The sequence below is a fragment of the Nostoc sp. 'Peltigera membranacea cyanobiont' 210A genome (genome assembly GCF_002246015.1).
Lineage (GTDB): Bacteria > Cyanobacteriota > Cyanobacteriia > Cyanobacteriales > Nostocaceae > Nostoc.
In genome coordinates this window covers 396400-422506 of the sequence record NZ_NOLJ01000003.1, presented here as the reverse complement: position 1 = coordinate 422506, position 26107 = coordinate 396400, and the positions used below count along the sequence as shown (strand labels likewise).

20 protein-coding genes are annotated in these 26107 nt (G+C 41.2%); 15 read left to right on the top strand and 5 right to left on the bottom strand.

The window, feature by feature from the left end; genetic code table 11:
* Positions 1 to 26: 26 nt before the first annotated feature.
* The 4 genes from ndhI (at position 27) to CDG76_RS10925 (ending at position 2650) form a co-directional block, all read left to right on the top strand.
* On the top strand, positions 27 to 611 hold the full coding sequence (ndhI, locus tag CDG76_RS10940) for an NAD(P)H-quinone oxidoreductase subunit I (RefSeq protein ID WP_094349399.1): 585 nt from the start codon (positions 27 to 29) through the stop codon (positions 609 to 611).
* A gap of 133 nt (positions 612 to 744) precedes the next feature.
* Positions 745 to 1359, top strand: coding sequence for an NADH-quinone oxidoreductase subunit J (locus CDG76_RS10935; protein WP_094349049.1), 615 nt, complete (start codon positions 745 to 747; stop codon positions 1357 to 1359).
* Between the two features lie 58 nt (positions 1360 to 1417).
* Positions 1418 to 1723, top strand: a complete 306-nt coding sequence (gene nuoK / locus CDG76_RS10930) for an NADH-quinone oxidoreductase subunit NuoK (protein ID WP_006199065.1) — start codon at positions 1418 to 1420, stop codon at positions 1721 to 1723.
* A gap of 6 nt (positions 1724 to 1729) precedes the next feature.
* Entirely contained in the window at positions 1730 to 2650 is a 921-nt protein-coding gene (locus CDG76_RS10925) for an NAD(+) kinase (RefSeq protein ID WP_094349048.1), read from the top strand.
* Between the two features lie 171 nt (positions 2651 to 2821).
* On the opposite strand, the gene CDG76_RS10920 is transcribed toward CDG76_RS10925, so the two are convergent.
* Positions 2822 to 4591, bottom strand: a complete 1770-nt coding sequence (locus CDG76_RS10920) for a pentapeptide repeat-containing protein (RefSeq protein WP_094349047.1) — start codon at positions 4589 to 4591, stop codon at positions 2822 to 2824.
* A 544-nt stretch (positions 4592 to 5135) separates the two neighbouring features.
* Here CDG76_RS10920 and CDG76_RS10915 point away from each other — a divergent pair.
* From CDG76_RS10915 to CDG76_RS10905, 3 genes are all read left to right on the top strand, one after another.
* Positions 5136 to 8156, top strand: coding sequence for a zinc-dependent metalloprotease (locus CDG76_RS10915; protein WP_094349398.1), 3021 nt, complete (start codon positions 5136 to 5138; stop codon positions 8154 to 8156).
* Positions 8157 to 8263: 107 nt separating this feature from the next.
* Positions 8264 to 8683 carry a XisH family protein gene (locus CDG76_RS10910; RefSeq protein ID WP_094349046.1) on the top strand — a complete coding sequence of 140 codons (420 nt, stop codon included), beginning with the start codon at positions 8264 to 8266 and terminating at the stop codon, positions 8681 to 8683.
* Positions 8671 to 9006: a XisI protein gene (locus tag CDG76_RS10905; RefSeq protein ID WP_094349045.1), complete on the top strand. Its 336-nt coding sequence runs from the start codon at positions 8671 to 8673 to the stop codon at positions 9004 to 9006. The genes CDG76_RS10910 and CDG76_RS10905 overlap by 13 nt, the downstream gene beginning before the upstream one ends.
* 185 nt (positions 9007 to 9191) lie before the next feature.
* Here the strand turns inward: CDG76_RS10905 and CDG76_RS10900 are convergent, their stop codons facing one another.
* On the bottom strand, positions 9192 to 9926 hold the full coding sequence (locus tag CDG76_RS10900; RefSeq protein WP_094349044.1) for a DUF1995 family protein: 735 nt from the start codon (positions 9924 to 9926) through the stop codon (positions 9192 to 9194).
* Between the two features lie 235 nt (positions 9927 to 10161).
* On the opposite strand from CDG76_RS10900, the gene CDG76_RS10895 reads away from it, so the two are divergent.
* From CDG76_RS10895 to CDG76_RS10880, 4 genes are all read left to right on the top strand, one after another.
* Positions 10162 to 10974 carry a DUF2382 domain-containing protein gene (locus tag CDG76_RS10895; protein WP_094349043.1) on the top strand — a complete coding sequence of 271 codons (813 nt, stop codon included), beginning with the start codon at positions 10162 to 10164 and terminating at the stop codon, positions 10972 to 10974.
* A gap of 450 nt (positions 10975 to 11424) precedes the next feature.
* Positions 11425 to 12333: a DUF2382 domain-containing protein gene (locus CDG76_RS10890; RefSeq protein WP_094349042.1), complete on the top strand. Its 909-nt coding sequence runs from the start codon at positions 11425 to 11427 to the stop codon at positions 12331 to 12333.
* Between the two features lie 367 nt (positions 12334 to 12700).
* A complete protein-coding gene (locus CDG76_RS10885) occupies positions 12701 to 13591 on the top strand; it encodes a YsnF/AvaK domain-containing protein (RefSeq protein WP_094349041.1) in 891 nt (296 codons plus the stop codon).
* 177 nt (positions 13592 to 13768) lie between these two features.
* Positions 13769 to 14686, top strand: a complete 918-nt coding sequence (locus CDG76_RS10880) for an ion channel (RefSeq protein ID WP_094349040.1) — start codon at positions 13769 to 13771, stop codon at positions 14684 to 14686.
* Between the two features lie 20 nt (positions 14687 to 14706).
* Here CDG76_RS10880 and CDG76_RS10875 read toward each other — a convergent pair whose 3' ends face one another.
* Positions 14707 to 14901 carry a hypothetical protein gene (locus tag CDG76_RS10875; protein ID WP_094349039.1) on the bottom strand — a complete coding sequence of 65 codons (195 nt, stop codon included), beginning with the start codon at positions 14899 to 14901 and terminating at the stop codon, positions 14707 to 14709.
* A gap of 244 nt (positions 14902 to 15145) precedes the next feature.
* On the opposite strand from CDG76_RS10875, the gene CDG76_RS10870 reads away from it, so the two are divergent.
* The gene (locus CDG76_RS10870) at positions 15146 to 16861 is read left to right on the top strand and encodes an alpha/beta hydrolase (protein WP_094349038.1); all 1716 of its coding nucleotides are present in this window, start codon (positions 15146 to 15148) and stop codon (positions 16859 to 16861) included.
* A 243-nt stretch (positions 16862 to 17104) separates the two neighbouring features.
* On the opposite strand, the gene CDG76_RS10865 is transcribed toward CDG76_RS10870, so the two are convergent.
* A complete protein-coding gene (locus CDG76_RS10865; RefSeq protein ID WP_094349037.1) occupies positions 17105 to 18436 on the bottom strand; it encodes an HlyD family efflux transporter periplasmic adaptor subunit in 1332 nt (443 codons plus the stop codon).
* A gap of 1173 nt (positions 18437 to 19609) precedes the next feature.
* On the opposite strand from CDG76_RS10865, the gene CDG76_RS10860 reads away from it, so the two are divergent.
* From CDG76_RS10860 to CDG76_RS10850, 3 genes are all read left to right on the top strand, one after another.
* A complete protein-coding gene (locus CDG76_RS10860; RefSeq protein WP_094349036.1) occupies positions 19610 to 19798 on the top strand; it encodes a hypothetical protein in 189 nt (62 codons plus the stop codon).
* 575 nt (positions 19799 to 20373) lie between these two features.
* Positions 20374 to 22518, top strand: a complete 2145-nt coding sequence (locus CDG76_RS10855; RefSeq protein WP_094349035.1) for a peptidase domain-containing ABC transporter — start codon at positions 20374 to 20376, stop codon at positions 22516 to 22518.
* A 1221-nt stretch (positions 22519 to 23739) separates the two neighbouring features.
* Positions 23740 to 24561, top strand: a complete 822-nt coding sequence (locus CDG76_RS10850) for an SDR family NAD(P)-dependent oxidoreductase (protein ID WP_094349034.1) — start codon at positions 23740 to 23742, stop codon at positions 24559 to 24561.
* 157 nt (positions 24562 to 24718) lie between these two features.
* Here CDG76_RS10850 and CDG76_RS10845 read toward each other — a convergent pair whose 3' ends face one another.
* Positions 24719 to 25978 (bottom strand): ScyD/ScyE family protein, encoded by a 1260-nt coding sequence (locus CDG76_RS10845; protein ID WP_094349033.1) that lies wholly within the window; start codon positions 25976 to 25978, stop codon positions 24719 to 24721.
* Between the last annotated feature and the right edge of the window lie 129 nt (positions 25979 to 26107).

The following is a 26107-nucleotide window of genomic DNA, read 5'->3' as shown; positions in this document are numbered from 1 at the left end:
ATAGCTTACAAAGAGAGAGACACAAAATGCTAAAGTTCCTGAAACAAGTTGGTGATTACGCCAAAGAAACAGTACAAGCTGCGCGTTACATTGGTCAGGGACTTTCTGTCACCTTCGACCACATGCGGCGGCGTCCAATTACTGTACAGTACCCTTACGAGAAACTAATTCCTGGCGAACGGTTTCGCGGTAGGATTCACTTTGAATTTGATAAGTGCATCGCTTGCGAAGTTTGCGTTCGCGTTTGTCCAATTAACCTACCTGTAGTAGATTGGGAATACGACAAAGCCAGCAAAAAGAAAAAACTCAACCACTACAGCATTGACTTTGGAGTTTGTATCTTTTGTGGTAATTGTGTGGAATTTTGCCCCACTAACTGTCTATCTATGACAGAAGAATATGAGCTTGCCACTTACGATCGCCATGAATTGAATTATGACAACGTGGCGCTAGGTCGTCTGCCGTATAAAGTAACAGACGATCCAATGGTGACACCACTGCGCGAACTAGTTTACCTACCCAAAGGCGTCCTCGAACCACATGGACTGCCCGCAGATGCGCCACGTGCAGGTGCGCGTCCAGAAGACTTGGTAGAACAAACAGAAAAATAAATGTCATTTGTCATTTGTCCATTGTCATTTCTCCTTTGTCCAATTGTTATTTGACCAATGACTAATGACCAATGACTAATGACCAATGACCAATGACCAATGACCAGTGACAATTGACTAAGGACAAAAAACAGTGAATCTAGCAGAAGGAGTACAGTTAGTATCACTTGGCATACTGGGCGTGATGATGATTGGGGCAGCCATTGGTGTGGTGCTGTTCTCCAACATCGTCTATTCTGCCTTTTTGCTGGGGGGTGTGTTCATTAGCATAGCGGGAATGTACCTGTTGCTAAATGCTGATTTTGTTGCAGCTGCACAAATACTAATTTACGTAGGGGCGGTTAACGTGCTGATTTTGTTTGCCATTATGTTGGTGAACAAGCGGCAAGATTTTGTAGCATTTCCTAACTCTTGGGTGCGGAAAGTACTGACGGGTGTAGTCAGTGTAGGATTGTTTGGTCTTTTAAGTACGATGGTGCTGGCTACTCCTTGGGCGTATTCAGCTGCTCCTGTGGCGGGTGGTGAAAGTTCTATTGTTTTGATTGGAGAACATTTCTTCACTGACTTTTTACTACCTTTTGAATTAGCTTCCATTTTGCTGCTGATAGCAATGGTAGGAGCAATTATTTTGGCACGCCGCGAGTATTTGCCAGACCTGTTGACACCATCCAAACTGGGGCAAACTGTTTTGACTTTACAAGAACGCCCCAGAGAACTAGTATCAACAACCAGCGAAACAAAAGAGTAATATTTGCGACCTGAATCGCAGATAAAAGCCAGTTTTTTCAGGAGGGATACTCAGATTCATGCAACTCCAGTACTTTTTATTACTAGCAGCAGCTTTATTCTGCATTGGCATCTACGGTTTAATTACCAGCCGCAACGCTGTGCGGGTGCTGATGTCAATTGAATTACTGCTCAATGCTGTTAATCTGAATTTAATGGCATTTTCCAACTTCCTCGACTCAACATTAATTAAGGGTCAGGTTTTCACAGTATTTGTGATTACCGTGGCCGCAGCCGAGGCGGCGGTGGGTTTAGCGATCGTGCTGGCCATTTATCGCAACCGCGATACCGTCGATATGGAGCAGTTTAATCTCCTGAAGTGGTAATTGTGCGTGCAACTCAAGCAGGTAATCATTGCTTATAAAGCGCGGGATGCCCGAAGTAAACAATGGGCAGAAATCTGTGCGAAACAACTAGAAAGTCGCGATTGCCAAGTGTTGATGGGGCCTAGCGGGCCGAAAGACAACCCCTATCCAGTCTTTTTGGCTTCGGCGGGTCAACCAATCGATCTCGCTTTGGTACTCGGTGGCGATGGTACTGTTTTAACTGGTGCCAGACATTTAGCCCCAGCTGGTATCCCAATTCTGGGAGTGAATGTGGGAGGTCATCTGGGGTTTTTAACTGAGTCAGTGGAAGAGTTTCAGGATACAGAGAAAGTTTGGGATCGGCTGTTTGAGGATCGCTATGCTATCCAACGACGCATGATGTTACAAGCTGCGGTGTATGAAGGTCATGGTTCTAATTTGGAACCAGTGAGTGAACATTACCTGGCTTTGAATGAATTTTGTGTCAAACCCGCCTCCGCTGACCGAATGATCACCTCAATTCTGGAAATGGAAATCGATGGTGAGGTAGTCGATCAATACGTCGGGGATGGGTTGATTATTTCCACTCCTACAGGTTCCACAGGTTATACCGTTTCTGCTAATGGGCCAATTATGCATGATGGTATGGAGGCGCTTACCGTCACTCCTATTTGTGCAATGAGCCTTTCTAGTCGTCCCCTCGTTTTACCCCCTGGTTCTGTGGTGAGTATTTGGCCTTTGGGGGATTACGATTTGAGTACCAAGCTGTGGACAGATGGGGTTTTGGGAACTTCAATTTGGCCCGGACACCGTGTTGATGTACGGATGGCAGAGTGTCGGGCTAAATTTATTATTTTGCGCGAGAACAATTCCTACTATCAGACGCTACGGGAGAAGTTGCTGTGGGCAGGTACAAGGGTTCACTACAGCAATAATCACCGTAATTAATTAAGTATTTTAGAGTGCATTTACCGCAGATTGCGTAGGCGTAGCCCGCCGTAGGCATCGCAACCAAAATTACCCAAGCCCCTGGATTCATCTGGGGGCTTTCTAGTTAGGGGAAAACTTATACATAAATGTATTAGCTCTTTAAAGTTTAGGATAAAATCTCGCCTCATCTTAATTCAGTCCCAGTTCCTCCTTCAACGCCTCCGGTATATTAACTGCTGTTTCTAATCCTCGCACATCTTCCCACTGCTGCTTTTTACCCCAGATCATCTCTTCTAGATTGGCGTCGCTAAGGTCTGCACCACCGAGAATGGCGTAACTGAGGTTGCTATGGCTAAGATCCGCGCCGTTGAGGATAGCACCACTGAGGTTACTGCCACTGAGGTTAGCACTGTTAAGGTTGGCATAGCTAAAGTCTGTGCCAAACAGGATAGCGTCAGTGAGGTCAGCGCCACTGAGGTCGGCGTCGTTGAGAATCACGCCGCTGAGGTCAGCTTCGTTGAGAATCACCCGACTCAGGTCTACACCGCTAAGGTCGGCACCTAAGAACATTGCACCGTTAAGTCTGGCATTGTTAAGTTTGGCACCGTTAAGTTTGGCATAGCTGAGGTCTGCGGCAACAAGGATAGCATCGCTGAGGTTGGTACTGAAAAGAATTGTGTCACTAAGGTTAGTACCGTTGAGGATGGCGTGACTCAAATCAGCACCACTGAGGTCGGCGCGGCAAAGGTCGGCATGGCTAAGGCTGACGCTATTAAGGTTGGCTTCACTCAGATTTGCACCGAAAAGGATAGCGTTACTTAGGTCAGCATGGCTGAGGTTAGTGCTGCTAAGGTCAGCGCGGTTGAGGTCGGCGCGGCTAAGGTCGGCGCGGCTAAGGTTGGTATTGCTAAGGTCGGCGCGATTGAGGTCGGCGCGGCTAAGGTTGGCACAGCTAAGGTTAGCACCACTGAGGTTGGTGCTGCTGAGGTCGGCACCGCTGAGGTTAACACCGCTGAGGTTGGCACCGCTGAGGTTGGCATCGCCGAGGTTGGCACCGCTAAGGTTGGCACCGCTGAAGTTTACGCCAGTTAAGTTGGCATCGCCGAGATAAGCAAGACTGAGGTCAGCACCGCTAAAATCTGCCCCGGTAAGGTTGGCATCGCCGAGGTAAGCACCTCTAAAGTTGCCGCCTTTGAGAAATTGTCCAACTATACTGCTAAAGTTGCCAATTTCCAGGGCATCGCTATAATTAATAATCCGCAGCAGTTGGGATGTGAAAAAATTGTCTGTGTCCGGTTGGGCAGATGGATAGAAGGTGATTTTTTGTTTGAGTTCATCTTGCCCTTGGGCGTAACGGTGTAACTCTAGTAATAAAATCAGTACGTTCAGCCCTGTATATATGTCTACCTGTCTCAACCCGATCGCAATATTTTGTGCCGCTAGCTTTAACTTTGTTTTCTGAGGCAGGTTATCATCTGGTGTGCCATCGATAAATTCTCCTTGACACCAGCGACGATAAAAATCTTCTAGCCGCCCAAAAAGCAATTCTGGGCGAATTTTTTGACCAGTCACAACCAATTCCATTAGTTGCTTGACTATCTCAGGTTTCAGGGCAGCATTGCCCAATAAATTATAAATCTCTTCATGCATCTGGCGATCGCATACTTTAAAGCAAAACCCAGTGGGTAAAGTGCCCAATGTGCGATCGTCTATCTGAGAAGTCAAACCGTTCTTTAGTACTGTCCATTTTTCTAAGCTTTTTTGCAGTCTTGGAGAGTATAAATATTCCTGCAAATTATCTTGAGCTAATCTAACGCTTTTGTCTGGTTCTTTAATATTTTTTCCTAGAGGTAAAACTGCTTCAGTGTCTAGGGATGTGGTCTTTGGCATCTCTTGTAACCTTGTACCCCTCACATAATTTCTCAGCAGCTGCCAAACTTGAGATAAATATGTTGACATTTTTGTTTCCGTTGTTACATTTAAATAACTGTTTTTGATAATCCTGAATTAAAAACTTTTCTATGCCAGTTTGCTTGGCATTGCCAACAATCAATAGTATAAATAAATACTATAGTAAAAAAATCATGAGTTGGCGATGTTTACGGCAGGTTACTTCTGATGAATTTGCCAACGGCGCTTCTAGATGGCGGTTTCTCGCTCAGTGTAGTAGCCTTAAGCTTCCTCTCATAATGTAAATAAAGTGTTAACTTCAAAATTATTTCCCAGATCAACTAATTCTATGATTTAGCGAATTTGTTATAATTTTTATCCCAGAAATTTCCTAGTCTGATGTAAAAATCATGCTTACTGTTTGTGGCAGATGCAATTGTTAGGAAAAATCCTACACTAAAACAGCACAACAAAGCTGAAAAATGGCAACTAAAATTTAAGTCAAAAGTTTGTTGCCTAATATAAAGCAGCTAAGAGAATCGCCAGAGTGCAGGCTATATGGCTTTGCAAAAGTTAAAAATTAACGAGAGATAGTTATCAGGTAATGAATGCGATGAACAGATTAACCTTTTATATGATTTTGTTACATAGTTTATTTTTAGGGATAGCGACAGCTAGCGCTAAGTCACCGTTTGTTAACAATGGTGATACAGCCAAGCATATTGTTGGAGAAAATGTGGTTACAGTCAGAAGTGGAGAGAAATCCAATAGTCAGTTATCGACAGAAACTTCTTCAACGAAAATCTCAGCCTTATCATTAAATAATATTAGTATTCCTCAGAAACAGAGGCTACCGTCAAATCAAGTTTGGGTAGTTAATCAAAATAAACACGCACAGCCTCAACCGTTTATTTGGATAGTAAAAAACCTGAAACAAGCAGGTCAACAACCCTTTTTACAAGTTGCAAACCCCTCAGAGAAAGCAAATACAAAGCCTAGTACTACCGCGAAACCAGCAGCAAAGGATGATTTAGAGCCATTTAACGAAGTAATTAAAAACACCCAAAAATCTGGGGGATTGTTCACCCTTTATCGTAATAAAGAAAAGAATAAGATTTATCTAGAAATTAAGCCAGAACAACTTAATAAAAATTACCTAGCTACGGCAACCCTGGAATCGGGTATTGGCGAACGGGGTATTTACAGTGGTATGCCTCTGCAAGATTTTTTGTTTTATTTCAAACGGGTGGATGATAAACTACACTTTGTTATTCGCAATGTGAATTTTCGCACTCGTGAGGGAGATCCCCAGGTGCGATCGCTGACGCGATCGTTTAGTGACTCTGTTCTCTACACCATTGCCATTAAAAGCATTCATCCAGAACGCAAAACTATTCTCATTGACTTGGAAGATTTGTTACTCACAGACTTAGCTGGATTATCTGTAGGTTTAGGAATTCCAAAAAGCACAAGCCAGTCCTATTTTGGTACTGCTAAAGCCTTTCCCCAAAACTTAGAAGTCGAGTCAATTTTGAATTACTCTAATAGCGTTGACGGCGACAATGAAATTGCCGGCTTTGGATCGCTAGCTGACAACCGTGGCTTTACTCTGCGCGTCCACTACAGTTTCTCCCAACTACCCGATCGAGATTATCGACCGCGCCTTGCTGACGATCGCATCGGCTATTTCATCACCGCTTATCAAGATTTATCCAAAGACGACGATCGCGGCGATTCTTTTGTCCGTTACATAAATCGCTGGCATTTAGAAAAACAAGACCCGAAAGCAGTCATTTCTCACCCCAAAAAACCGATTGTTTTCTGGATTGATAACGCTGTGCCCTTAGAGTACCGCGATGCGATGAAAGAAGGCGTTCTCATGTGGAACAAAGCTTTTCTCAAAGCCGGATTCAAGGATGCAATTGAAGTCCGCCAAATGCCAGATGATGCTACCTGGGACCCGGCAGATATTCGTTACAACACGATTCGCTGGATTAACACAGTCGATGGCTACTTTGCGATGGGGCCATCTCGCGTTAACCCATTGACAGGGGAAATTTTGGATGCAGACATTCTCGTAGATGCTAGCTTTATCCGGGCACTCAAGGGTGAATATCGCAAAATCGTCCAACCCAGCCAAACAGAAAATCGCACGACTTTATCAGCTTTGATGCAAAATCGTCTACTTTGCGCCAATGGTTTAGATGGGAAAAACAATGGTGTACCCCAGAAGATGCAAGGACAAGAGGGGTTGTTGAATCGTTTATCGAAAATGGCAGGCGAGTACGATTTATGCTACGGCATGGAAGCTGCTAACCAGTTTGCCTTTGGTTCGCTGGCAATGTCTCTGCTGCCTGATACTATGGCTACTCCAGACAAGGTAAAAGAATATATTAATCAATATTTACGTTTAATCATCGCTCACGAAGTTGGACATACTCTTGGTTTACGTCATAACTTCCGTGGTAGTACACTGCTACCACCGCAGGAGATGAATAATACAGAAATTACCAAAAATAAAGGTCTGACAACTTCTGTCATGGATTATATTCCCCCAAATATCGCCCCTCAAAATACAAAACAAGGAGATTATTTTCCTAGTATGGTGGGGCCTTATGATGACTGGGCAATTAAATACGGCTACACAACAATTCAGACATCAACTCCTCTAGCAGAAAAGCCAATTTTGGAGGAAATTGCTGCACAATCCTACAAGCCAGAGTTGAGTTATTCCACAGATGAAGATGTATATGACCTCGACCCAACCGCTAATGCTTGGGATAATAGCGGTAATGTGCTGCTTTATTCTCAGTGGCAATTGAATAATTCGCGGGTGATGTGGGAACGTCTCGATAAGCGTTTCCCAATGGCTGGTGATAGTTACAGCGATGTCAGCGAACGTTTTAGTACAGTATTGGGTAACTATTTCCAGCAAATATATTTCACCACAAAATACATCGGAGGACAATCTTTCTATCGCATTCACCCCAGCGAGCTACCTGCCGAGAAAGTCTCTGGAGTTCCCCAACACCGTTTACCATTTGAACCAGTACCAGTTGAAGAACAACGCCAAGCTTTAGAAACGCTACAAAAATATGTATTCGCAGAAGATGCCCTCAATTTTTCACCAGAATTACTGAATAAATTAGCACCTTCCCGTTGGCGACATTGGGGTAGTTCTCCACAAGTTGGTCGTTTGGATTTTCCCATTCATGACTTGGTGCTACTAATGCAGGGTTCTGTGTTGCGAGATTTACTCTCAGGCGATCGCCTCTCTCGTCTCAAGGATATTGAACTCAAAACTCCCGAAGGAAAAGCTTTGACTCTACCAGAACTATTTGACACTTTACAATCAGGTATTTGGACGGAAGTCATCCAACCAAAAGCTAAACCGATAAAGATCGCCAGTTTGCGGCGAGGCTTGCAGCGTCAGTATTTGGACATTTTGACTAGTATGGTATTGCGAAAAGAAAATGTTCCAGAAGATGCTCGCACTTTAGCTTGGTATAAACTCAAACAGCTTGATGAAAAACTTAAGGGAGTTAATTCTGAGGATGAATATACCAAAGCGCACTTATTAGAAACGCGCGATCGCATCGAGAAAGTTTTAAACGCGCCGTTGCAGACGAATTAAAAAAGATAGAAGTAAGGAAGTAATAGTAAAATTCCTTACTTCTCTTCTTTTCCCCTAATTTTGGCAAAATATATTTAGAATGCTCATACAGGCTGAAAAAATAGTTTATGTCAGCTAGAGACAAATTTCACAATGTTGTGAAATCGGCATTACAAAAGGACGGATGGCGAATTACTCATGACCCTTTGCTAATTCGCATAGAAAATATTACCGATATGTACATCGATTTGGGAGCAGAGAGAATTATTGCGGCAGAAAGAGAAGGACAAATAATAGCGGTTGAAGTTAAAAGTTTCATCGGCACTTCAACTATTTCTGAGTTTCATACTGCGGTGGGACAGTTTATTAATTATCGATATGCATTAGAAGAGATAGATTCCGAGCGAGTTTTGTATTTAGCAGTGCCTTTAAACACTTATAACGATTTTTTAAATAAACCATTTATCAAAACTATTATCCAGCGTAGTCAAATCAATCTGATAGTTTATGATGTGGAAACGGAGGAAATTATCCGATGGCAGATTTAGATAAATATCGAGAGTGTATTCGGCAATTACTTACAGAATATGCTCAACGCGCCTCCTCTAATAATGAAATTGAAGCTCAAACAATTTTTGACGTAGAACAAGACCATTACCAACTGATATATATTGGTTGGCAAAATAGACGTAGGGTTTTTGGCCCAGTGATGCATTTTGATATCAAAAACGGCAAAATTTGGATTCAGTGGAATGGTACAGAAGAGGATGTAGGTGAGCAACTTACGGCGATGGGAGTACCAAAACACGATATTGTCGTTGGGTTTCACCCGCCTTACATACGGCAGTATACAGATTATGCTGTGAGTTAAAAGCTTGTTGCTAAACTACTTGTAAAAATATCATTTGCTCTACGTGTGTTGCACCCTTGATAAAGTGTACGCGATACACATCTAGATTGCTCAATTTTTCCCATTCAGCATAACCAATGCGATGTATAAAAACTCAAAATGAGGCAGCAGATAATAAAATCTATCTCTGCTACCTCTGCATTATCCTAACTACTCAATGCCTTTATGAACCGTTGCAAACTCTTAAACACATTGGGCTTTCTCGCAGGTGTCGCGTCTGTTGTTGTTTGCGGTTGTCCTTTTAAAACAATGAGATCCAAATCATCACCAGATGGTTTTGTGGGTAATTCGGCAATTCTTTGATATTCGCCGTCGGTTTCCAGCCAAACTTCCCACTGTCCTGGGTAGCAGCGATATAGGGCACTTTCATCGTCTATGGGGCGCACGTAATAGGCGGATTCAATGGTATTTATAAAACGCTCGCGGATTTTTCTCGCTGTATAACCAATGCCCACGGTTCCAGCATCTTCTAAGCGAGGATTCAACAAGACTAAAGGGCGATCGCCTATTACTTCACACAGCTTTTCCAACTGCGGCACTTCTACGGATGTGGGGGCGATGAATAAGAAAATTTCATCCTCTGGCTGAATTTTTGTCTGCAAAGAAGCAGCCCTACCCGTACCAATATCCAAAATTTGAAATGGTGCATCTGCCCAATCACGCCGGGCTAGGGCCGCAGCGCCAGCGTCAGCAAAGAAAATCTTCAAACGGGAATCATAATCTGTAAATGCCGGTAGAAATTGTTCCGCTACTGGCATAAACTTCAGTTCCGGGAACAGGAACTCAACTTGTAAGCGAGTACAGCCATCTGCAAGGGCAGCTTGAACGGCTGTACGAGATTGGGCGATCGCATCTTCAAGAGTATTTGGAAGTTCACTCATAATCTGCATGGTTCTGTAGTGTCTACTCCCATTGTTTCAGTATTGGCTCTTAATTAGGACTTACGCAGACGAGATTTCCCAATCCCCTGAAAACGCAGGGCTGTTTCATTGAGTGTTCCTCTAATAATATAAATCCTCAAATATCTCCATTGAACTCAGTCGCCAGCAGGAGGATACTTAGCACAATATTTTTTACACTAGAAAATAAACCTTATAAACAACTTAGGAACAGCGTATGCCTCTTCATAAACTTGAACATTTTGACCAAAATTATCGAGACACTTTTGGCGGAGACGATCTCAAAGCGCTGGATCTTTATACTGGCGGAGGAGACAGAGTTGGCTCAGTTGCTGACGTTTTAGTTGATGATGATGGTCATTTCCGGTATTTAATTATTGATATAAGCTTAGATTTTGTTAGCAAGAAAATCTTACTACCAATTGGTCTTTGCCGGATCAGTTATCCAGAAAGACGCGTCTATGTTGACGGGTTAAGCAGACAGCAAATAGAAGGTTTACCCGATCATACAGAAGACGCGATCGTTAATAATGATTACGAAGAAAAGGTACGTAGTGTATTTCGTTCTCCAACCAGCGGTATGATTTCCGATCGCGATACATACAATTACCAAAAAGATCCAGATTTATATGGGTTGAATGAGCAATCTCATCAAACTTTTAAACTCTATGAAGAACGATTAATTGCCAACAAACGACGCATCAAAACTGGAGAAGTAACGGTTGGTAAGCATATTGAAACAGAAACTGTAAGCGTTACAGTACCCGTTCAAAAAGAACGAGTTCTGATTGAGCGAGTTACACCAACAGAAGCAGGAAAAGTTGTAAATCCCAATGAAGTTAAGTTTGAAGAAGGGGAAGTAGCACGCATAGAAGTGTATGAAGAAACTCCTGAGATACATAAAGAAGCATTTGTGCGTGAAGAAGTCCGGGTGAAGAAAGTAGTAGAACGGGACACTGTGGAAGCAGAAGGCACCATTCGTCGAGAGGAATTGGATGTTGATACTGCGGGTAATTTAGATGTGCAATAAAATGCGATCGCCACACCTGAAGCTATTTAATTAGCTGGCTCATCAATTTGTTTAGTAGATTTATTTGAAATAATCATGCAGGCAAAGTTAATTTTTATCTCTGCCTGTGTTTATTCTATTCAACGACAAGATTCCCGACTTCTAAGAAGTCGGGAATTTGAACATTCAAAAAATTTACATTTTGTATATATCTAAAGATCCAAAATCTTGCGGTGGTGATTTTAATATATCTGGTAAATCCCATGTACTAAAGCTAGACATATCTTTACAAAAGTAAAGTGAGATGCGCTCAATTTGATGTCTCTAGTTAGCCATATCGATCAAAAATCTCTATAACTTTCGATTATTTAACCCTGGAAATAATTCATTCGGCAGAAGGATGTACAAAAATAAATAAATGTCTAGTTTAGTTATTAAGAGATGACAAAAAAATATTTGAGGTAAAACATAATGGTTCTTTACAAACTAGAAGATTTTGAGCCTAGCTATCAAGAGAGTTTTGATGGTCATGACATTAAAGGGCTAGGTGTCTATACACAGGGAACTGATGAAAAAGTTGGTACTGTTAGCGATGTTTTAGTTGATGAAGAAGGTCATTTTCGCTATCTAGTTGTTGACTTAGGCTTCTGGATTTTTGGTAAAAAAGTATTACTACCAATTGGCCGCGCCCGTATCGACTATAACATTGATCGCGTTTACACAATTGGCTTGACTAGAGAGCAAGCTGAAGATTTGCCTGAGTTCGATGAACGTCAAACCCTTGATTACGACTATGAAGAACGGGTACGTGGGGTATATCGCCAACCCACAGACTACAACAACCTTCCTGTAGAAGCTGCAACACCATTAGACCCTTTAGCAGGATTAGATCCTTTAGGAGCGCCTGTAGCAGCATTAGGTACAACTCCTACTTACGCCCGTGATAGCTACACTTATGAAAATGAGCCTGCTTTATACGGGTTAAATGAGCAAGATCATCAAACTCTGAGATTGTATGAAGAACGGCTGATTGCCAGCAAACGACGCCAAAAAACTGGAGAAGTAACGATTGGCAAGCGTGTTGAAACTGATACCGCAAGGGTTGCAGTGCCAGTAGAAAGAGAACGAGTTGTAATTGAGCGTGTAACTCCAGCAGATGCGGGTACGGCTGTTTCTGGGCGCGAAGCAGACTTCCGTGAAGGCGAAGTTGCTCGCATAGAAATCCACGAAGAAACTCCTGAAATTCGCAAAGAAGCATTTTTGCGTGAAGAAGTCAGAGTTAGAAAAGTGGTCGATCAAGACACAGTTGAAACTCAAGAAACCGTGCGTCGTGAAGAGTTAGATGTGAATTCTGGCAATCTTCCGATTGAGGAACGCTAACTAAAAATAGTCATTAGTTAATCGCTAATGACTAATAATTAATTCTACACAGTACAAGTGAAGCAATTGAATTAGCTTGACCTTTGCTCACAATAGCTGATACCACTTACAATACTTTTCAGATAAACCCAACAATCTCTCTTTTGGTCTGGGTAAAGGTTAAGGGCAAAGGGATAAAGGGAAATTCAAACCCTTACCCTTTCCCCCTTAACCGAAAAGTATTGATATCACTTAGAATTTTTGATTGCAAATATTACTCTGGATATGAGTTGGATAAATCCATCAGTCGCAAATATTTTCTAAATAGTATCCAGATGATTAATACATTTAATTTAGCTAAGTAGAAAGCAGTTAGTAAACTTTCCAGATGAATAGCCAAACTATGGCAAAAAACACTTTACAGGCAAATGGTAATTCTCGTACTATCTCCTCGCTGGCAGATTTAAGAAAGAAGGTGAACAATTTTGCTGTGTTTGATAAGCAAGGTCAGCTAGTAGGAGTAGTTCATGATTTAATTGTGGATGGTAATCGTCGGCTAAACCTCGTTATATCTAACCAGGCTAATCAACAAACTGCTGAATATAGCCAGCAGTTAGCTGATCAACATCCTTCTTTATTTCGGTTGCAGAGCCAGAGAATAAAACAAATAGACAAGCCGACTAAATCTGTTTTCATAGACTTAAACAAATCAGAAATTGAATATATGCCTGAATATTTAGAATCAGAAACACCAGGCGATTTTAACTCAACTGAGCAACTAGCTAACAATCAAATAACAAATAACCCAGTTGAGTCATTAAATAATTTAGAACAGGTTCCTGAAGAACAGATTATTCGTCTACTAGAAGAACGCCTATTTGTTGAAACCAGTAAGCGTAAAGTTGGTGAAGTAATTGTTCGCAAAGTAATTGAAACCCGGATGGTACAAGTTCCTGTCCGGCGCGAAAAGCTGATTGTGGAACAAATAAGCCCAGAACACAAACAACTCGCAGAAATTGATTTAGGACAAGAAGAAATTCCTGGGCTTGATTTGACCGAAGTCGAAAAAATTGAAGCTACACATAACAACGGTTTGACGGTAAGCGGCGAATTTAGCTCACCTAAAATTGCTAATTTATTATTGAATGCGATCGCACTAGAGCGAAATAACGGCTGTAAGCAGGTGCGTGTTACCATTGCTGTTGAAGATGAGTCGCACCAAAAAAAATACCAAGAGTGGTTTGACCGCTGTTCTAAAGGTCAATCACTAAAGCCATAACAATAAGTTTCTAGCAGATAAATTAGTAGGGTGGGCATTGCACACCCTATTTTTTTGCTGATTTAAGAAAAGAAAGTTTAAATTTCCACTGCCCACTGCCTAATTGTCTAGAGTGAATGTCTCTAATGCAACTTAATTTACAATACTAAGCAGTTGCCGTTCTTTTGGCTGCTTGCAATGAAATTTCGACTGAAGAGACTTTCACCCAAGAAACGACAGCAGCGTCTGATCCCACCTATTCAGATTCATGTTCAAGATGGAAAATTTGAGATTATAGGTATGGGTGTATGGCATTCCTACTGGCGCGATCCTTATCATCTGCTGCTAACGATTCCCTGGACTGGCTTTCTGCTCCTGATTTGTACTTTTTACGTAACTATTAATGCTCTATTTGCCCTAGCTTACTTGATAGGAGGAGATTGTATTGCCAACGCCCGACCTGGCTCTTTTTTAGATGTCTTTTTCTTTAGCGTCCAAACCTTAGCATCTATTGGCTATGGGGCAATGTATCCGAAAACAACTTACGCCAACATTATTGTCACTATTGAAGCAATGATCGGTTTGGTGGGAATTGCTGTGATGACAGGACTCGCGTTTGCTCGATTCTCTCGACCTACAGCCCGTGTACTCTTTAGCCGTGTTGCTGTCATTACAGCTCATAATGCGATGCCGACTCTGATATTTCGCAGCGCTAATCAGCGTCGCAATATAATTCTGGAGGCGCAGATGCGAGTCTACTTGATGCGCGACGAAGTAACCTTAGAAGGACAATTCATGCGCCGGTTCCACGATCTCAAACTGGTGAGGAACCAAACACCTAGCTTCACGTTAAGCTGGTCAGTGATGCATGTCATTGATGAGTTTAGTCCTTTATATGGGATGACACCAGAATCCTTAACCCAGACAAATACTATACTGATTGTCTCTTTGAGTGGCATTGATGAAACGGTTGCCCAGGTTGTCCATGCCCGTCATAGCTATAGTGCCAATGAGATTTTGTGGAACAATCAATTTGTCGATATCTTTCACCACACACCCGATGGACATCGCTACATTGATTACAACCGTTTCCACGATGTTTTACCTTTAGAGTAAAGGGGTGAAATTTCTGAAAGTTACTCGGAAGTCTGATTGAGTGGTGGTTGTAAGGGTTTAACGACCACCCGACCATTTTCAATTACAGTGCAATTTTTAACCGTGCTCTTACTGTGGTTAACTGGCACATCCTGGCACTGGTTTTGGTGGGAGATATTTTGCTCTTGTTGTTGGTTGAGGACGACAACACAACAGGCGCAGGAAGCAAAGGACATATAACTTAATTTTGATCTCTATATCTATTATCGCGCTACTGATGCTGTTTGACTGAAAAATTTGCTACTCATGTATTTTGATCGTTCAAAGCTACTGTCAAATTTATGGTAAGTACTTGCTTTATTGTGCTTGTAGCCTGTTTGATATATCTAAACCAATTCAACAGGAAAGCGGTTATAGATCCCGCCACGCTTTCCTCCCTGCCCAAAGTTGTTTGCCAGGGTTAGATAGTGGGTTTTTCTAATGAAAAAATTTTTGAGATATCTGGGTTTAGGTTTGCTATCTACGTTCTTGACCGCTACTCCTGGATTGGGGGCTGAACGCATTAGCTTTTATTATCCTCCCTTCGGCGAATTTTCCTTATCGGTGGATTCGCTGGAAACCTTTGCGAAAGTTGGCAAAATCGATCAAGATTTGTCATTTTATGCTAGCCGTGCGACTCCTGAACAACTCGCTCAACTGCGGGATCTACTCCAGCAGCGCTTTAATCTCACTCCTACACTAGTATCTCAAGTTACCTACTCACCGATAGGCGAGCAGTTGGTACAACAACTGGGAAAATTACTCCTCACTGAGTCTCGAAACAATGGCTTCTATGCCATACGTGCCTCTTTAATTTTGTCTGCTGCCGATCAAAAAGAGGGGTTAACGGTTGTGAATTTACTGCGGAAATTTCCTAGTGATACTATACGGGTGAATTTCACAGAGGGGTTGAGGATAGTCGATGACTTGTCGCAATTGATTAAAAGAAAGGATGAGGTTTTTGCCTCTCTTCAAAAAGAAGCGATCGCTCAAGCAGCCACTTCCAACATTGATTTCTCCCAAAAACCAGATTTGCGATCGCCAGGAAAATTTACCTGGCAGAAAAAAAGCCTGGAGTTAAATGACATTTCTCGCTCACGCCGTCTACCTGTAGATATCTATCTCCCTTCAGCAGGTTCACAAAAACCTGGAGAATTACTCTCGCCTCCCTTTCCCCTAATTGTAATTTCTCACGGACTGGCCTCAGATCGCTCTACCTTTGTCTACCTGGCTGAACATCTAGCATCTTATGGTTTTGCCGTTGCTGTACTGGAACATCCTGGTAGTAATGCCGAACGTTTTCAACAATATTTTGCGGGTTTGGCAGGGCCGCCTGATGCAACAGAATTTATCAACCGACCTTTGGATATCAAATATCTACTCAATGAACTCCAGCGTCTAGATAAATCCGATCCGACTCTCCAAGGAAAACTCAATTTTCAGCAAGTTGGGGCGATCGGTCAATCCTTTGGTGGTTATACTGTTTTGACTTTAGCAGGAGCCAATATTAACTTTGAGCAACTGAGACAAGATTGCAAGCCCGATAATTCATCCTTTAATTTATCGCTGTTTTTGCAGTGTCAAGCAACTGATTTACCTCCAAAAAATTACGAACTCAAAGACGATCGCATCAAAGCCGTCATTGCGATTAATCCCATTGACAGCTCAGTTTTGGGTCAGGGAGGAATCAGTCAAATTAAAACTCCCGTCATGTTGGTAACAGGTAGTCAAGATGTTTTTGCACCACCCGTATTTGAGCAAATTCGCCCCTTTACCTGGCTTTCTGGCTCTAATAAGTACTTGGCTTTGATCGAAAATGCCACCCACTTTTCAGCGATCGCCGAACCTACTCCTGAAAACGATGTCTTACCTGTGCCACCCGCCTTGCTGGGCCCCGATCGTGCTGCTGTTTATTCTTATCTCAACGCCCTCAGTGTCGCTTTTTTAGAAACCCATCTCCTCAACCGCCCTGAATATCGTTCTTATTTGCAGCCTTCCTACGCTACATTTATCAGCAAAGAGCCGCTTAATCTCAGTATTTTACAGTCGTTGTCGGTAGCTCAGTTCAATCAAGTTTGGAGTGGATCAACTCCCCAGTCAAGCAAACCATCAAATCCTCAACCTACTTCTACCCCTTATCAACCTTTGAGGCAATGAAACAGCCCTGTTGCTTTTGCAGGGTTGCAGGGGGATTGGAGGGATCAAAAGCCCTCACCCTAAATCCCTCTCCCAAAGGAGAGGGACTTTGAAATGGACTTTGAAATGGACTTTAAAATTGGCTCCCCTTCTCCCAAGTGTGGGAGAAGGGGTTGGGGGATGAGGGCTAATTTTACATTCGTGCAAGAGGTCTAATGCGTAAATTCCTAAGTGGTTCTCATAGCGTGGAATACAAGAATAAGCCTACAAATCTGTTAGCAGCCTTGCTTTTCTCAGAATAAATGTCATTACGGTTTCTTTTTTGGAAATGATATCAGTTGTAACTTCCATTCCTGGTTGAATTGGATAGGATTTATCGCCCTTTTTTAAATAAAGTCTCTCTGGCTCAATTGTCACCTCATAGTAAGGTGCAATTGGATTGCCGTTAGCTTGAGATGTAATAGCGTCGCCGGTTATGGCTCTAACAGCTCCTTTGAGAATGCCGTAATCTGGGTACGGATAGGCAGAAAGCCGCATTTGTACTTCACCCTCTGAACATTTTGTTACTTCTACAACTTTACACACCTTTACTTTGCTAATATCAGAAGCGGCAATACGGGCTTTGATGACCAGAGGTGCTTTACTAGGAGCAATTTGAGCGATCGCATCCCCAATACGTACAACTTGCCCAGGATTCCTTAATTCTAGTTTCAGGATCGTACCTGCCTCGGAAGCCTGAATTACAGTTTTTTGCAGTTCTGTTGAGAGTTGTTTTAGCTCTTCTTGAGCGCTGCTGATTTGATTTTGAATTTCTACTTGACGCCCAATAAGTTCTTGTCTTTCTTTGTTCAATGCAGCTAGGGTAGACTCACCCTTTGCCTGTTCTTGGGGAATCCTTTCTTGGGCAATCTCCACATTTGCGCTAGTGGGATTGAGTCCAGTTTTGATCCGTTCTAATCTGGCAAGTGCTGCTTTGAAAGCTTGTTCTTTTTCCTTAATCTGTAAAGCTGCGATCGCTCCAGTATTTGCTAGCTGCTGATATCGCTTCAGTTCTTCCCTCGCTAACTCCACAGAGGCTTCTACTTCTTCCACTTCTGCCTTAGTGGTAATTTGCTTGTCTTTGTAATCCCGTTGATTACGACTCAGGTCAGCTTGTGCAGAGATAACCGCCCGCCGCATCGAGTTCGACTCAGCTGTGATTTGATTCTGTAGCGCTCTTAGTTGTGCATCGATTTGGGTTCTTTGTAAATGATTCTGCCGAATATTTCCAGCAATTTGGCTTTTTTTGCTTTGTAATTGGGTGTCGTAGAGCAGTGCAATCTCATCTCCCCTTTTCACAACTTGATTTTCTTTCACCCTAATGCTTCTAACAGTTCCCTCTACCGCTGCTTGCACTAACCGTATTTCTCCCGTTGGACGGACAGTACCATCTGCTCTCACTACTATGTTGTATTGAATGACACTTGCAAGACCGAAGGCAGCGCCAACACTTCCAATTAAAAATATCCCTCCCAGCGATGTCCAACTGCTAATTGGAGGCAGATATTCGTCGCTTTCAACTGGGCGGAGAAAGTCCGGTTGGGGGTCAATAAGCATATAAGTTAAAAAACATTTTGGTTGTGCAAACAATCTAGCAAATAGCTAGCTGGTGTAAGAAGGTAATCGTTATGAAATTCGTACACTACCAAGTATGAAAATGCGGAGCGACATTACATCTATATATATAGATATTTATTGAACGAGCATTTTCAAGTTAGGAGCCTCCTTTCTCACTCTGAAAGGTTGTTTGAAAAGTATTATTGCTAATATTTAAGCCTCAGATATCTAACGTCCCTAACCCCCTTTTTTAGAAGAAAAGGGAGGATTTCAAAGCCTCTCGACCTTTTGGGAGAGGTTTGGAAAGGGTTTTTTAGTATACTTTGCGACTTTTCAAACATCCTCTGAAAGCTTAGTCTTCTTAGCCTCTTCCCTTGGGAGAAGATAAGCTGCTTGTCTTAGAGGTTTCTCCATCAGTAATAGCTAAAAAGTGATCCATAGCCTAAGTTTATATAACAATTAGTGCCTTTTAGTAAAAAGACCAAATCTTTATAATTTGCTTTTAAAATTTTATCTTTTCTTTATTTACTTATAAAAATTTCTATAATAGAGAGAAAAACTTTTCTTTTCTATTCTAATTAATAAGTAGTTAAGCTAGTTTAAAAGCGTTGTTATCACAATCTTTTATGCTATTTTCAATAGTCTCTGTATAAGCAAAATAAAAAAAGAACAATACTTACGTGATAATACGTGAATTTAAAAATCAAGTAAAATTTTTGGAGAACTCCAAATTTGGTTTTTCATGATTTTGTATAACAAAATACTATTTGACTGATTTGATACTCTTTCTTTAGGGTTTTGTGCCCACTAACAGTATTAATACGTTAATTCACTCATTAATTTTAGTATAAAATTAGATATTATTTTTCTGAAAAATCTTTATACGCATATATATTTTTGCCATACAATTAAATCCAGAATATTTATCTCTTTAAATAGAATAAAATTCATGGTTTTTTCAGAAAACAGTGAAAATAGTATAAATATTAGCCAAGTAGTATGTTTGCAAAGAACTTGTAATATATATTTCTTAAGAAAATAGTTGTTTTATCAAACTAGTTTCACCCATATAATGTTCGTAACAGCACACAAGCACTCATGAATGCCTTGTTCGCATTGATGAATGTAGTGTGATGTTATCTAAAACCCAACAATCAAGTGAGAACTAAAACTATGGAAAGCACTTTGTTTACCGCATTAAGCACCAACGAAGAAGCCAATCTGTCTGGTGGTGGTTATCGTTCCTTTAACGTGTCCGATAATAATGTAGTAATAGTAAAACAATATGCTAGTGCTAAAGCATATGGTTTTTACCCATCTGCATATGCTAGCAACTACAGCAACGTTTCTATCGAGAAATAGGGCAATAGGCAATTTGTATGAAGTTCAGTAGAAGGGAAATAATAAACGTAAAGACACGATTAACGTGTCTCTACTCAGGATAAAAGTTCACGTTTCAAGTAATTTACACTGTTGACGCAGGTTAAATTAATTTTGCGTGCGGCTTAATTGCTAATCGACTTAATCCTAGTAGCCATTAGCTGTTTCTCTATGGCAGTCATCCTAACATACGTTTATTCCTAGCCATCTACTTTTCTTTAAAAAAGTTAACAAAGTGTTATTGATAATTGCGGTAATTATCAATAACACTTTACTTGGGCTTTTCGCTCACTATATCCATAACCTTTGATCAATCTTAAAGACAGGTAAGGATATGTAAAAATTAATACAGTTTGTATCAACTTTTATTTAACAAAGTGAATTTAAGATAACTAACATAAGTTGCTGATTAAAGCCCTCTGAGCATCAAAATACGATATTTTGTCTAAGTATTAAAATCATAGTACGACTAAACTATGGGTTAAATTTTTAACCATGCAGGGATAAGACCCTGCTATTTTTTTGGTTTTGTCACGATATAAATACTGGAGTGCGAAATGAAATACCAAGTTGTTACACAACATAGTGAAGAAGATTGTGGAGCGGCTTGTCTTGCTTCCATTGCCAAACATTATCAGCGCAACTTTACACTAAATCACATCCGGGAAGCGGTAGGCACTGGTCAATTAGGAACAACATTGTTAGGACTGAGGCGGGGAGCCGAAGCACTTGGTTTCAATGCGCGCTCGGTCAGAGCATCAAATGAAATATTAGACAAGATGAACCAAGCGCCACTGCCAGCAATCATTCACTGGAGAGGCTACCACTGGGTTGTTTTGTATGGCCAAAAAGGCAAGAAATATATAGTTGCCGACCCAGCAGCTAACATCCGTTATGTCTCTAAAAAAGAGTTAACGGAGGCTTGGTCAGATAAGGTGATGCTCTTACTGGAGCCAGATTCGGTTCGCTTTTATGCTCAACCCGATGATAAAATTGATGGATTTGGACGCTTTGTGCGGCGTGTATTGCCTTATGGAAACATACTATTCGAGGCTTTTCTCTGCGCTTTAATTATTGGTCTGCTTTCATTAGCTTCTCCCATCCTGCTCCAAATTCTGACGGATGATGTACTAGTTCGGGGTGACACCCAACTTCTTGCTGGTGTAATTATTGCCGTTGTGGTGATGAATCTTGTGTCAAGTAGTTTAAAACTAGTTCAATATAACCTGATTGCCCATTTTGCCCAACGGCTGGAGTTAGGATTAATTCTAGAATTTGCTAGGACAATCCTGCGGTTGCCTTTGACTTACTATGAATCGCGTCGTAGTGGCGAGATTGTGAGCAGATTGCAAGATATTCAACAAATTAATCAACTAATTTCTCAAGCAATTATTAGTTTACCAAGCCAATTATTGATTGCAGCAGTTTCTTTGAGTTTTATGCTGTTCTATAGCTGGAAACTTACCTTAGTTGGTCTAATTATTGCGATTGTAATGAGTTTGTCTACGATTATTTTTCTGCCTACACTTCAACAAAAAATCAGAAGTGTATTAGTCTTAGATGCAGAAAACCAAGGTGTTCTTGTTGAAAGCTTTAAAGGCGCCTTGACACTCAAAACTACTACTGCCGCCCCCCAGTTTTGGGAAGAATTCCAGAACCGATTTGGGCGTTTAGCAAATCAAACATTTCGCACAGTTCAGATTGGAATTATTAACGGTATCTTCTCTAGCTTAGTTTCTAGTATTGGCAGCATTAGTCTGATTGGTTTCGGCAGCATCCTGGTTATTAACAAGGAACTCAGCATCGGTCAACTGCTGGCATTTAACGGGATGAATGGTAATTTTTTATCATTCATTAGTACTATGCTCAACTTTATAGATGAATTCACTCGTGCCAAAACTGCCACACAGCGCTTAACAGAAGTTATCGATTCCACACCTGAAAATCCAGGCGATACTAAAAAACCTTTTACGAAGATTCCTAGCAAGGCTGATATTATTTGCACAAATCTCAACTTTCACTATCCTGGAAGGCTAGAGTTACTGCAAGATTTCTCCCTAACTATTCCTGGCGGTAAAGTTATTGCTCTAATTGGTACATCTGGCTGTGGTAAAAGTTCTCTTGCTAAACTGATTGCAGGATTATATACACCTAATTCTGGTAATATTCGCATTGGTATTTATAATCTGCAAGACCTAGCCCTTGATTGTTTGCGGCAACAAGTAGTCCTCGTTCCGCAAGATGCTCATTTTTGGAGTCGCTCAATTATTGAAAACTTTCGGTTAGGTTCTCCTCACGTCACCTTTGAGCAAATTGTCGCTGCTTGTCAAATTGCTGAGGCAGACGATTTTATTAGTAAACTACCTGAAAAATATCAAACTGTATTAGGTGAATTTGGCTCAAATATTTCTGGTGGACAACGGCAAAGATTAGCTATAGCAAGAGCCATCATCAACGATCCACCAGTCCTAATTTTAGATGAATCAACGGCTGGACTAGATCCTGTTAGTGAAGTTAAAGTTTTGAATCAGTTATTATTGCATCGCCAAGGCAAAACTACGATTCTGATTAGCCACCGTCCTAGAGTAATTGCCCGTGCTGATTGGATTGTGCTATTAAATCAAGGTAAATTACAAATTCAGGGGACTGTGGAAGATTTGCGTGCCCAACCAGGAAACCATTTAGACTTTTTAACCCCTTAATTAAGCTGATGGGCTTTTCACGGTATGTGGAAAACCTCTCTCTAAATCTCTCTCCTAAGAGGAGAGAGACTTTGAATTTTCCCCCTTTCCGCATCGGGAAGGCAGTTGCAAAAAAATTGTAGGTTGGGTGGAGGCTTTGCGTAACCCAACATCCTAATATATGTTGGGTTGCGCTCCACCCAACCTACGTCTACGTCTAATGCACTATTTTGCCTAGACAGTCCACTACGTGCATTTCAAAAATTAGCACAACTTCAAACTGAACTTACGAATATTCTCAACCGAGCAGTATTGATATCCATCCTTGCTGCGAGTAAGTAAATTTAACCGTGGAGTAATAATTAATAATTACGTAAATGTACGGAGTGCAATTTTCGGCGGAATCATCAATTAGAAATCATATTGACTTACAGTTAAATCCCCGATTTATTAGAGAAATCGGGGATCTTATTGTTCGCGAATGATTGAAGTTTGCTACAGACGAGGCAAGTCTCAAGCATTACTTTGATGAACTCAAAGATAAACCTAAACAAACTACTATTTATCCGAAAGTTTTGGTAGCTAATTTCAGACAGCAATCTAGGCCTTTTTCATTGTTTTCAATAAATAAAAGCCATCAACCTTACTTTTCAAGGAAACAGTAAATATACTGTTGCAATTATATGAGTTAGTTGAGAGTTCTAACTATTGCAACCATCAGCCAAAATGTTATATGTCTTTTTTGTTTCTAAACCATGAATTAGATATCACAATTTCCTAAAACAGGCTATTTGTCAGGAAAATGAGATATTTATACTGAGGGATTCATAAAAACTTATTTAATAAAATCTTTTGTATATATATACTTGTCGTTAAGAAGTATTAAGAAATCCTTATTAAAGAATATTGCAATAGCTTGATTTAATTGCTAACGTGTGTATGACAGCAATGCTGATGAACGCTCGGATCTAGGAGAAATAAAATCTATGAGCTATACCCATTCAGCCAAGTGTGTTAGGCTTTGACGGGTTCAAAACGAGAAAGTTCTGCCTCATATAGACAACTATGAGGGATTGCAGATTAACCAAGAAATGTCTCATTGCTAAAGGCTTAGTTTCAGTTTGATTTCAATTGCGATTGATTATTTGTCTTACTTTGTGCCGACAAGTGAGTAGCTCTTGCTTGTGTGTATCGGCAATAACGAAGAGTTTGGTAAGACTTAAATTTTGGAGAATAAAACTAATGGAGATTCAAGGTAAAGTTGCCCTAATTACAGGGGCTTCGCGTGGAATTGGACGAGCGATCGCCATCGAATTAGCGCAACAAGGCATTAAGCGGATGATATTGGTAGCACGCGATCGCCGCAAGTTATTGGAGGTAGCCAAGGAAATCGAGGCTATGGGTACAGAAGCTGCGATCGTCGCCTTAGATTTGACTCAAACAATTGAAGTAAATATCGCTGTCGCTCAACTCTGGCGCAATTACGGACAGATTCACCTGCTGGTTAATTGTGCAGGAGTCGCATACCAAAGCTCATTTTTGCAATCTAAAATGCCCCAAGTTCAAGAAGAACTCTCAGTGAACTTGTTAGGAATGTACAACCTTACTAGTTTGATTGCTCGACGCATGGCCAGCCAAAGACAAGGGACAATTGTCAATGTATCGAGCCTGATGGGGAAAGTTGCAGCGCCAACGATGGCGACATACTCAGCAACCAAGTTTGCCATCTTAGGATTTACCCAAGCCTTGCGCCAAGAATTAGCTGAACACAATATTCGCGTCATTGCATTATTGCCTTCCCTGACAGACACAGACATGGTGCGCGACTTAAAATTATTTCGCTGGGTGATCCCCATGACTCCCCAGCAAGTGGCTAAAGCACTCGTCACCGGAATGCAAAATGATTCATCAGAAATTTTAGTTGGATGGCAAAGTCATTTAGCCGTGTTGTGTCAACGCCTCGCCCCTTGGTTGTTAGAGCTAATTTTACGAATAGCGACACCGCCAGCACCAAGTAGACAACGGCTGATTGAAAAACTTATCCCTTCGCGTAGCGTCTCGTAGAGAAGGGATAACGCCGAGGGCGATCGCTGACTCAACACTCAGCATTCCTGAACAAACTTGTCCGAAATCTTCAGTCCTTGGGGATTTCCAGAAATTAAATTATTCAATTTTGGGAGCGAAGATGATCGTTAGATTCTTCCTCCCCTGCTTCCCCTGCTCACCAAAGCGTTCGCGTAGCGTCCCGCAGGGATGGGATTATTTTTTTAGTTGGAAGTCCCTTGGCTTTACCCTTGTGCAACAAACTAATGCTCACAGTGCTAAGAAATGCTAATAAGCTGAAAGTAGAAGTAAATTCAGGAACAGACTTGAAATTCTCAATTTTGATAACTTGTCCAACTCCAGGGCGATCGCCTCGGTTTGTCACGTAAATAGCACCATCAGCACCAATAGTCAAAGCAGTAGGAGACTCTAATCCATTACCACTAAGAATAGTTGTGCGAGTCCCATCGCTTGCTATTTTTATTAGAGAACCATCTAGATTACCTTTCCAGAGTGACTGATTAGCGTACTGCAAAGCATATAAATTACCCTCAGCATCAAAATCTAAGTCAGTAAGTTGAGTAAAGCCATCGGTATAAACTGTTGGTTGACCATCAGCACCAACTCGATAGATTTTTGCTTTACCTTCTGGAAAAGGAAAACCGGTTAATTGGCTGATATAATAAGCGCCATCTGGGCCTTTGGCGATATTTGTGGGTACTGCTTGGATTTCAAATGGCGATGATGATGCGCCAGAGGGAAAAATTGGATTAGTTAATGTCTGTCGAGGAATTGTGGCGATCGCCTTTAAATTACTTCCATCAGTCCCTACACTGAGTAATTCATTAGCACCAGTATCAACTGCAACAATATTATTTCCATCTAAAAGAAGAGAGAAGGGATTGCTAATTAGATCGCCTTTGTCTGGATTATTTGCAAGTTCATAATTAGCTAAATCAGCAACACTAGTCCACGAATTTGCATTGAAATTAGCAGTGATGATTTTTCCTAAGTCAGTATTACCTAATGCCGCCCTAAATGTGGGATTTGAACCATACCCAATTGCAATATAAGGCTTGCCAGTAGCATCAAATTTGATATCTTGAGGCCCAGAAGTATCAGTACCATCTGGTAATGCTAAAGAAGGAAGTCCTGTAAGTATACGTTCTTGCTTACCATTTCTAATTTTGGTGACTGCACCAGTTGTGCCATAACATAAAGATTGGTTTGCAACGCTCGGTGAAGGAACACAAGCTCCACTGCCGCCTGTTCCTGCTTCGGTGACGTAGAGACTCCCGTCATTACCAAAAGTTAAACCTCGTGGATTATTAAGACCATCAGCAATTACCGAAAATGATGCCGCCTCTGCTGCTTTCATTCCTGAAAAAGCAGCAATACAAACACTCAAAAATGTAATTCCAAATTGTTTTAGTTTCATGAGACTCCTCCTAAAATTAAATTTGCGTAAAGCATAAAAGAGAAAATTTTATCTTGATAAGTAATAATATTTAATGCGTATAGCTTTTATAGATTTTACAGCTTATTTAAAAGAGGGAAACAGATTCAA